The sequence below is a fragment of the Mycobacterium sp. genome, assembly GCF_050701675.1.
GTDB lineage: Bacteria > Actinomycetota > Actinomycetes > Mycobacteriales > Mycobacteriaceae > Mycobacterium.
The window spans coordinates 1-7,818 of record NZ_JBOGDD010001159.1 but is presented as its reverse complement, the minus strand read 5'-3'; the positions used below and the strand labels follow the sequence as shown (position 1 = coordinate 7,818).

The following is a 7,818-nucleotide window of genomic DNA, read 5'->3' as shown; positions in this document are numbered from 1 at the left end:
TTGTTGTTCTCGTCGAACACCTGCGTCATGCCCAGCTTGGTGCCCAGAATGCCTTTGCGTGCCATGTCTGGAATCTCCTACTGGATGTTGACGTCGACGCTCGCCGGCAGATCGATGCGCATGAGAGCGTCAACGGTCTTCGGCGTCGGGTCGAGGATGTCGATGAGGCGTTTGTGGGTGCGCATCTCGAAATGCTCCCGCGAGTCCTTGTACTTATGCGGGGACCGGATGACGCAGTAGATGTTCTTCTCCGTCGGCAGCGGCACCGGACCAACGACACTCGCGCCCGTACGGGTGACCGTTTCAACGATCTTGCGCGCCGAGGCATCGATCGCCTCGTGGTCGTAGGCCTTGAGCCTGATGCGGATCTTCTGTCCCGCCACGCTTGTCCTACCTCACTATTAACGGGCCCATAACTGGGCCTGGTGTTCGTGCGCCCTACCCGACGGTTGTCCGCCCGGTAGCGCGCTGGCTATGCCGCCGCTGTTTACCTGTCTGTGGTCCACCGACCCCCGCGCTCGGGTGTGTCGCCCTTGCGCACGCTCTCCCGCGCCGAAAATCCGCCGCACTCGAGTGTTGGGACCGGACGCGCCCGTGAGGGCGCTGGTCGTATGCCGAGGCCAGGCACGCTTTTTATCAAGCGCCGTCCCGGCTCAAGGCAACCCGAACAGTATGCCTTAGAAATGGGCCTGTTCCAAATCCCTGACCAAAGCGGAACGGACGGCTCGTTGCTCCAGGTTAGGGCATCCGGCAGTGACTACTCCGACACCGTCTCCGACGGTCGTCTTCACGGGGTTTTCGAGGCCGACACGTTTCCGGTCACCAGCGGCACGCGCTGCGGCGTCTCGGTCAGTACCGACGGGCTCGGGTCGATGAGCTGCGGCCGCAGGTTGCCGACACCGCGCTTCGGCGCGGTGGTGACGACAATCTGTCCGTCCCGGCAGGAGACGATCTTCCCGTCGACGAAGACGTCCTGGCCGTTATCGATCGGGATGTCGTAGCCATCCGCGTCGGTGTAGTTGCAGCCGCCGCCAGGGCCTGGCTCGTTGTCGGTGGCGTGAGCGGTCGCCGGGGCGAAGGCGATGACGGCCATGGCGCCGAGGAGTGTCGCTGCGTAGTGGAAGCGGGTCAGGTTGCGGGTGGTTGACGTGGTCCTCATGTCAGTCTCCTTGCGTGGTCGCCGCCCTTGGACGAGCGGCGTTCGTCAGCTAGGAGCAACCAGGCACACCGATTCCCTCACTTTTCCGCGGATTGACCTTCCGGAGGCGCAGCTCGATCTTACTCATCGGTAAGATAGGGGTCCATGACTACTGCGAGCTCTACCTACCGCGCGTGGCAGCGACTGTCGGGGCATCCCGGCGGAACCAGACTCTTCTCCCTGGCCGCGATGGTCCGGGTGCCGTACTTCACCTCGGTGCTCCCCCACGTCACGCGCATGGAGCCCGGTCTTGCCGAGGTCGACGTCCCGAAGTGGTTCTTCGTCAACAACCATCTGCGGACCGTGCACGCGATCGCGTCGTGCAACGCCGCCGAGGTGGCGATGGGCATGCTGATGGAGGCGACGGTTCCCTCGACGCACCGGTGGATCCCGAAGGCGATGACGGTGTCGTATCTGCAGAAGGCCACCACGTCGCTGCGCGCCACCGCCCGACTCGATCCGCCCGACTTCCGGCTCGTCATCGAGGGGACGGAACTCGTCGTCCCCGTCAGCGTCACCGACCGGTCGGGGCAAGAGGTCGTACACGCCGACATCACCACCTGGGTGACGCCTGCTTGAGCTACGGCAGGCTTGAGCTACGGCAGGTAGGTCCCGTGGCCTTCACGAACCAGATCGCCGTCGAATATCAGAACCTCGTTCACCAGACCGCCGCGTTGGTTGCGGTAGTTGATCACCACCAGCGACTCGCCCCGGTACACACCGATCAGCTCGAAGTGCAGATCCGGCAGCGTGCCGAGCGCGGTCACCCAGTAGTCACGCAGAGCGGGCTTGCCACGAACCACACCCCCGGTGTGCGGCAGCAGCCGGGCGGCCACGGGCGAGCTGAACACCACGTCGTCGTGGAAGTGTGCGAGTACCGCCTCGACGTCGTGGGCGTTCCACGCCATGACCCACTCGTCGGCGAAGGCCGCCGGATCCGGTGTCGACACCTGATTCACCCCTTCGGACCGGCCCAGAACGGGCACTGGTGCAGTTGATCGAAATCGGTCTCCACCCTGCTGCCGTCCGGGCGCAGTGACCACCGCTTTTCCTCGCCGTCGAACGCGGGCCAGCCATCTCCGGGATGGCCGTCCCGGACGAACTGGCTCCACGCGTCGATCATCTGGTCGGACAGCACCTGCTGGTCGGGATTGAGAGCCGGGGCCCCGCCGATGTCGAAGAGGTAGCGCAACTCCAGGGAGTGACTGGCGCCGACGGGGAACGGCAACGTGCGCAACGGGCCAGGCGCCGGGGCGCCACGGTCGTTGAACTCGTAGACGTACACCGGCTCGGCCCTGGCCAGCCCTTCGGCCATCTTGGCGGTGACGCACGCGAACACACCGTCGGTGACCGCGGCGGAGTACGCGAGCGGCACACTGCCGTCGTAGTGCGACAGGGGGTAGTGCGCGGCGACCGCACCGGCATCGCGTCCGAAGGTATCCGCCAGCAGCCGCGGATAATCAGCCTCGGCGTACACCGCCTTCTGTCGCAGGTACTGCAGGGCGACGAACAGCGTGAACTCATCACGGTTGCTGCCGATCATCACCGGGACGTCGGCCGCCCGGCCCTGCGCCATCGCCGCCACCGGATCTTCCGGCAGCACCGTCGTTCCCGTCACGGGACCGCTCAAGGCGTCCTCCCCGATTCGGTAGTACCACACCGGTTTTCGCAATCGCTCCGCAGGCAGCGCCCGCAGGCAGGCCGCCGCGGTGCGCGGATCTCCGCAGCCGGCTTCACGCGCGTAGTCGAGGCTGATCTTCTCGGCGGCGGGCAGTGCGAGCTGGGCCTGGCACGGCCCGCTCTGGATGATCGCCGCCCGGAAGAGTCCCGTAGAGGCAGGGGCGACGAGGTGATCGCACACCGACATGCCGCCCGCCGATTCACCGGCGATGGTGACGGCGTTCGGATCGCCGCCGAAGCTGGCAATGTTGTCGTGCACCCAGCGCATGGCGGCCTGCTGGTCGGCCAACCCGTAGTTGCCGACCGCGCCCGCGGGCCCCAGCGACGGATGTGCCAGGAAGCCCAGCGCGCCGAGTCGGTAGTTGAGGGTGACGACGACGATGTCACCGCGCGAAGCCATCCACCGTGAGTCGTAGATTCCGCTGCTGCCGTTGACGAACGCGCCCCCGTGGATCCACACCATCACCGCGCGCTTCTCGGCCGAAGGCGGCGGGGTCCACACGTTCAGCGTCAGACAGTCCTCGGATGTCTGCCTGCCCATCTCCAGGTCGCTGGCGTCCTGCATGCAACGGGGGCCGGTTCGGGTGGCGTCACGTATCCCCGGCCATGGCGCCGCAGGCGCAGGGGGCTGCCAGCGCAGTGGACCGACGGGCGGTGCGGCGTAGGGAATTCCGCCGAAGAGGCGATGCTCGGGCGTGACGACGCCACGGACGGTGCCCGTCTGCGTCTGGACCAGCGCCGGGTCGGCGGGCGGCTCGGACGTCGGCGGCGCCACGTCGTCGCCGCGCGCACAACCGGTGACCAGAACCAGCACGGTGAACAAAATCGCCATCATCCTCAGGCCAACCGACTCAGCGCGCATCCCGACCGAGCCTACTGAAGACGGACCGAGGCATCCCGCCACCGGATCCGGGCAATCCAGCCATCGCGGTCGGCGGCCCGCCCTAAGCTGTCAACTCGACACCCGTCAAGTGCAGCCTGCAGATGAGGAGTCTCAATGAGCTCACCGACCATGGACGACGCCGCCAAGGTGCTCGCCGATCCCACCGCCTACGCCGACGACGGGCGACTGCACGCGGCGCTCACCCACCTGCGTGCAAACAATCCCGTTGCGTGGGTTGACAATCGGCCGTATCGCCCGTTCTGGGCCATCACCAAGCACGCCGACATCATGGCCATCGAGCGGGACAACGAGCTCTTCATCAGCGAGCCGAGGCCACTGTTGGCCACGGCGGCCGCCGACGACATGGCCAAGGAACAGCTCGAGGCGGGCCTGGGCCTGCGCACGCTGATCCACATGGACGATCCCCACCACCGCAAGGTCCGTCAGATCGGTGCGGACTGGTTCCGGCCGAAGGCGATGCGCGACCTCAAGGTGCGCGTCGACGAACTGGCCAGGCGTTACGTCGACAAGATGGCCGACCTCGGAGGCGAATGCGACTTCGTGACGGACATCGCCATCGACTTCCCGCTGTACGTGATCATGTCGCTGCTGGGCCTGCCGGAATCCGACTTCGGCCGCATGCATGCCCTGACCCAGGAGATGTTCGGCGGTGACGACGACGAGTACAAGCGCGACGGCGGCTCACTCGAGGATCAATTCGCGGTGTTGCTCGACTTCTTCACCTACTTCTCCAAGCTGACCGCATCGCGGCGTGAGCAGCCGACCGGCGACCTGGCGTCGGCGATCGCCAACGGCTTCGTAGACGGTGAACCGCTGTCCGACGTCGACACCGCGTCGTACTACGTCATCGTCGCCAGCGCGGGCCACGACACCACCAAGGACGCGATCTCCGGGGGAATGCGCGCGCTGATCGACAACCCCGGCGAGCTCGATCGACTGCGCAACGACCCCGGTCTGATGCCCACCGCCGTCGAGGAAATGATCCGGTGGTCCACGCCGGTCAAGGAATTCATGCGGACCGCCACCGCAGACACCACCGTGCGCGGGGTCGACATCGCCAACGGCGACTCGGTGTATCTGGCCTACGTGTCGGGCAACCGCGACGAGGAGGTGTTCGCCGACCCGTTCCGCTTCGACGTCAGCCGCGACCCGAACAAGCACGTCTCCTTCGGTTACGGCGTCCACTTCTGCTTGGGCGCCGCGCTGGCGCGGATGGAGATGAACAGCCTCTTCTCGGAGTTGCTCCCGCGCCTGGATTCCGTCGAACTCGCCGGTCTACCAGAGCTTTCCGCGACCACATTCGTCGGCGGACTCAAGCACCTCCCGATCCGGTACTCGTTGCGTTGACCCCGGCGCCGGGCTCCCTGGCGAAGCACTTGAGAAATCCGTCGACGGCGGCCACCGCGACCCGCTGGTAGTCGAATTCGGCGAGCGTACTCATGCTGCCGAACGCCAACGGACCGATCAACAGCGCCAAAGCCATTGTCCGGTCTACTGGTTTCAGTTCGGCAGCAGCTAGTGGGCTGTCGAAGATCACGTCGAACGGCGCCGAATACTGCTGGGCGATGCGTTCCCGCAGCGAACGCATCTCGGGACTGCTGGTGTCGTTGTGCCGCATCTCCGGCAACCGGTCGATGTCCGGCCCAAGCGACAGCCACGACATCGCCGTCAGGATGGTGGGCGCTTCGGCGATCGACTCGGCCCAGGCCACCACGATCGCGGTCAGTCTCTCACTCAGCGAACCTTCATCGGGAGGCATCGGTGGCGGCGGGATGAGACTGGTGAAGCTGGCGGCCAACAAGTCGTCGGCGCTGGAGAAGTGCCGGTACAGGGTGGCCCTGGCGACGTCGGCGCTGCGGGTGACGGCATCGATGGTCACCGCGCTCGGCCCACCCGAACGCAGCAGTTCCGTCGCGGCATCGAGCAGCCGTGCCCGCGAGCGAGCGGGCCGTGGATCGGAACTTCCGCCCCTCATGTCTGCCACACCTCCATGGGAAATGAGACTGCCAGCCTACCGACCCACCATGGCGACCCAGTCGACCCGCAACGTGCCCGACGGGGCCTTAGGCTGGATGGGTGCGCCTGTTCTTCGTCAACCCCAACACCACCGCGTCGATGACCACGGCGATCGGCGAGTCGGCACGGGCGGCCGCCAGGCCAACCACCACCGTGCTTGCCGTCAATCCCTCGTACGGTCCATCCAGCATCGAGAGCGAAGACGACGAACGTCGCTGTGTGCCAGGAATTCTCACGGAAGTCCACAAGGCGGCTGGTAGCGCCGCGCCGCCCGACGCCTACGTGATCGCCTGTTTCGGCGACCCGGGCCTCGACGAGGTCCGCGCCATCGTCGACGTTCCGGTGCTTGGCATCGCGCAGGCCGCCATGCACGCCGCCGCTCTGGTCGCGGGGAGTTTCTCGGTGGTCACCTCGACGTCGGCTACGGTGCCGCGGGGCTGGGAACTTGCAAAGGCCCATACCCCCAACCAGTGCCTCGGCGTGTATGCGTGCGACATACCCGTCCTGCGGATCGACTCGGATCCGACCACGATCGAGCCCATCGGCGACCTATGCGCGACGGCCCTGGCTCAGGACGGCAGCCGTGCAATCGTATTGGGTTGCGCCGCAATGGCTCGGTTCGCCGGGCCCCTCACGGAGCGTCTCGGCGTTCCCGTCGTCGACGGCGTCGTCGCGGCCACCGTGCTGGCGGAAGCCCTGGTGGCGATGCGCCACGTCAACGGATGAACTCGGCCGCCCGGTGGCCGATCATGACGATGGTGGCGTGCGGCCCGCGGCTGGTGATGTCGGGCAGAATCGAACCATCGACCACCCAGAGCCCGTCGACGCCGCGCACCCGGCATTTCTCGTCGAGCGGGGCGTCGCCATCGCGGCCCATCGGAATGGTGCCGCACAGATGTTGCGACGTCGACCAGGACGATTCTCTGGCCTCGTAGCCGGATCCCGCCAGGTCGTGGGCGAGTTCCGCACCGGCTCGCAGGGCGGCGACGTCATCGGGCTCGCTGTCATAGCGGTGCTGGATCGACGGTGACACCGCGACGTCGGCGGACGTCAACTGCACCCGGCCGCGGGCGCGCGGCCGCATGAGTGTCACACCGAGATGTGGACGGTCCGCGGGGTCGTGTCCGGCTCCGGCCATCGCCGCGAAACCCGTTGTGTAGGAGCGTATCTCCAGGCCATCCGCGGTGGTGAGCAGCACCTCCAGCGGAGGCCGACCCGGCGCGGAGGGCCAGTCGACCGGGAGCACCCACTCGGGATGATCGATGCTCCGCGTCCCCACCGGCAGGTCAACCAGCACCGGCACGCCGGCGGCGGTCAATTGCGCCTGCGGCCCGATCCCCGATGTCATGAGCAGATGCGCAGACCCGATCGCGCCCGCTGAGAGGACGACGTGGTCCGCCGTCAATTGCTCAAGTCCGCCGGGCACGGCGTACTCGACGCCGACCGCCCGGTGCTGGGTGAACCTGATCCGAACCACCCGGGTCTTGTCCAACACCGTGAGATTCGGTCGGTGCATCGCAGGCCCGAGAAACGCACCCCCTGGACCGACCCTGGTGCCACGGTCGATGTTGAGGGGCACGGCGCCGACACCGGTGCGGCCCGCTGCCTCACCGTTGAGGTCCGCCACCCACGCGTAGCCCTGCCCGCGGGCGGCCTCGACGAAAGCCGCTGCACCGGTCTCGAATCCGGTGACCCGGCGGATCAGCATCGGACCGGAGGAGCCGTGCAGCGGACCGTCGAAGTCGAGGTCGGTCTCGATGGCCCGAAAGTGCGGGAGCACGTCCTTCCACGACCAGCCAGGGATCCCCCACCCGTCGAAGTCTCCTGGCAGACCGCGGCAGAAGTAGCCGCCGTTGACGGCGCCGGACCCACCTACCACCGACCCCCGCATGATCGAGGTGCTGCGCAGGGGTGCGTCCGTCAGCGTGGTCTCGTAGCGACGAACCACAGAGCTCGCGGACCCGATCGGCAGCCGCAGGCCATCGCTGATCTGGTCCATTACCCGCGGGTCGGCCGGACC

10 protein-coding genes are annotated in these 7,818 nt (G+C 67.0%); 3 read left to right on the top strand and 7 right to left on the bottom strand.

The window, feature by feature from the left end; genetic code table 11:
- The 3 genes from ACRDUX_RS35945 to ACRDUX_RS35935 all read right to left on the bottom strand — a co-directional run.
- Positions 1–65, bottom strand: a 65-nt coding sequence (locus ACRDUX_RS35945; protein WP_264916254.1) for a hypothetical protein, incomplete at its 3' end; no start/stop codon positions are given.
- 12 nt (positions 66–77) lie between these two features.
- Complete coding sequence (gene rpsJ / locus ACRDUX_RS35940; RefSeq protein WP_003925843.1) at positions 78–383, bottom strand: 30S ribosomal protein S10; 306 nt, start codon at positions 381–383, stop codon at positions 78–80.
- A gap of 404 nt (positions 384–787) precedes the next feature.
- Positions 788–1,159 carry a hypothetical protein gene (locus tag ACRDUX_RS35935; RefSeq protein WP_526421473.1) on the bottom strand — a complete coding sequence of 124 codons (372 nt, stop codon included), beginning with the start codon at positions 1,157–1,159 and terminating at the stop codon, positions 788–790.
- Positions 1,160–1,303: 144 nt separating this feature from the next.
- Between ACRDUX_RS35935 and ACRDUX_RS35930 the strand changes: the two genes are divergently transcribed.
- Positions 1,304–1,777 carry a PaaI family thioesterase gene (locus ACRDUX_RS35930; protein ID WP_526421471.1) on the top strand — a complete coding sequence of 158 codons (474 nt, stop codon included), beginning with the start codon at positions 1,304–1,306 and terminating at the stop codon, positions 1,775–1,777.
- A 17-nt stretch (positions 1,778–1,794) separates the two neighbouring features.
- On the opposite strand, the gene ACRDUX_RS35925 is transcribed toward ACRDUX_RS35930, so the two are convergent.
- Positions 1,795–2,106 (bottom strand): nuclear transport factor 2 family protein, encoded by a 312-nt coding sequence (locus ACRDUX_RS35925; protein ID WP_526421475.1) that lies wholly within the window; start codon positions 2,104–2,106, stop codon positions 1,795–1,797.
- 47 nt (positions 2,107–2,153) lie between these two features.
- The gene (locus tag ACRDUX_RS35920) at positions 2,154–3,740 is read right to left on the bottom strand and encodes a carboxylesterase/lipase family protein (protein WP_526421469.1); all 1,587 of its coding nucleotides are present in this window, start codon (positions 3,738–3,740) and stop codon (positions 2,154–2,156) included.
- 135 nt (positions 3,741–3,875) lie between these two features.
- On the opposite strand from ACRDUX_RS35920, the gene ACRDUX_RS35915 reads away from it, so the two are divergent.
- The gene (locus ACRDUX_RS35915; protein ID WP_526421467.1) at positions 3,876–5,129 is read left to right on the top strand and encodes a cytochrome P450; all 1,254 of its coding nucleotides are present in this window, start codon (positions 3,876–3,878) and stop codon (positions 5,127–5,129) included.
- On the opposite strand, the gene ACRDUX_RS35910 is transcribed toward ACRDUX_RS35915, so the two are convergent.
- The gene (locus ACRDUX_RS35910; protein ID WP_526421465.1) at positions 5,095–5,757 is read right to left on the bottom strand and encodes a TetR/AcrR family transcriptional regulator; all 663 of its coding nucleotides are present in this window, start codon (positions 5,755–5,757) and stop codon (positions 5,095–5,097) included. The two genes, ACRDUX_RS35915 and ACRDUX_RS35910, sit on opposite strands and share 35 nt — an antisense overlap.
- A gap of 101 nt (positions 5,758–5,858) precedes the next feature.
- Here ACRDUX_RS35910 and ACRDUX_RS35905 point away from each other — a divergent pair, with 101 nt between their 5' ends.
- Positions 5,859–6,524: an aspartate/glutamate racemase family protein gene (locus ACRDUX_RS35905; protein ID WP_526421463.1), complete on the top strand. Its 666-nt coding sequence runs from the start codon at positions 5,859–5,861 to the stop codon at positions 6,522–6,524.
- Here ACRDUX_RS35905 and mftG read toward each other — a convergent pair.
- Positions 6,514–7,818, bottom strand: a 1,305-nt coding sequence (gene mftG, locus ACRDUX_RS35900; protein ID WP_526421461.1) for a mycofactocin dehydrogenase MftG, incomplete at its 5' end; no start/stop codon positions are given. The two genes, ACRDUX_RS35905 and mftG, sit on opposite strands and share 11 nt — an antisense overlap.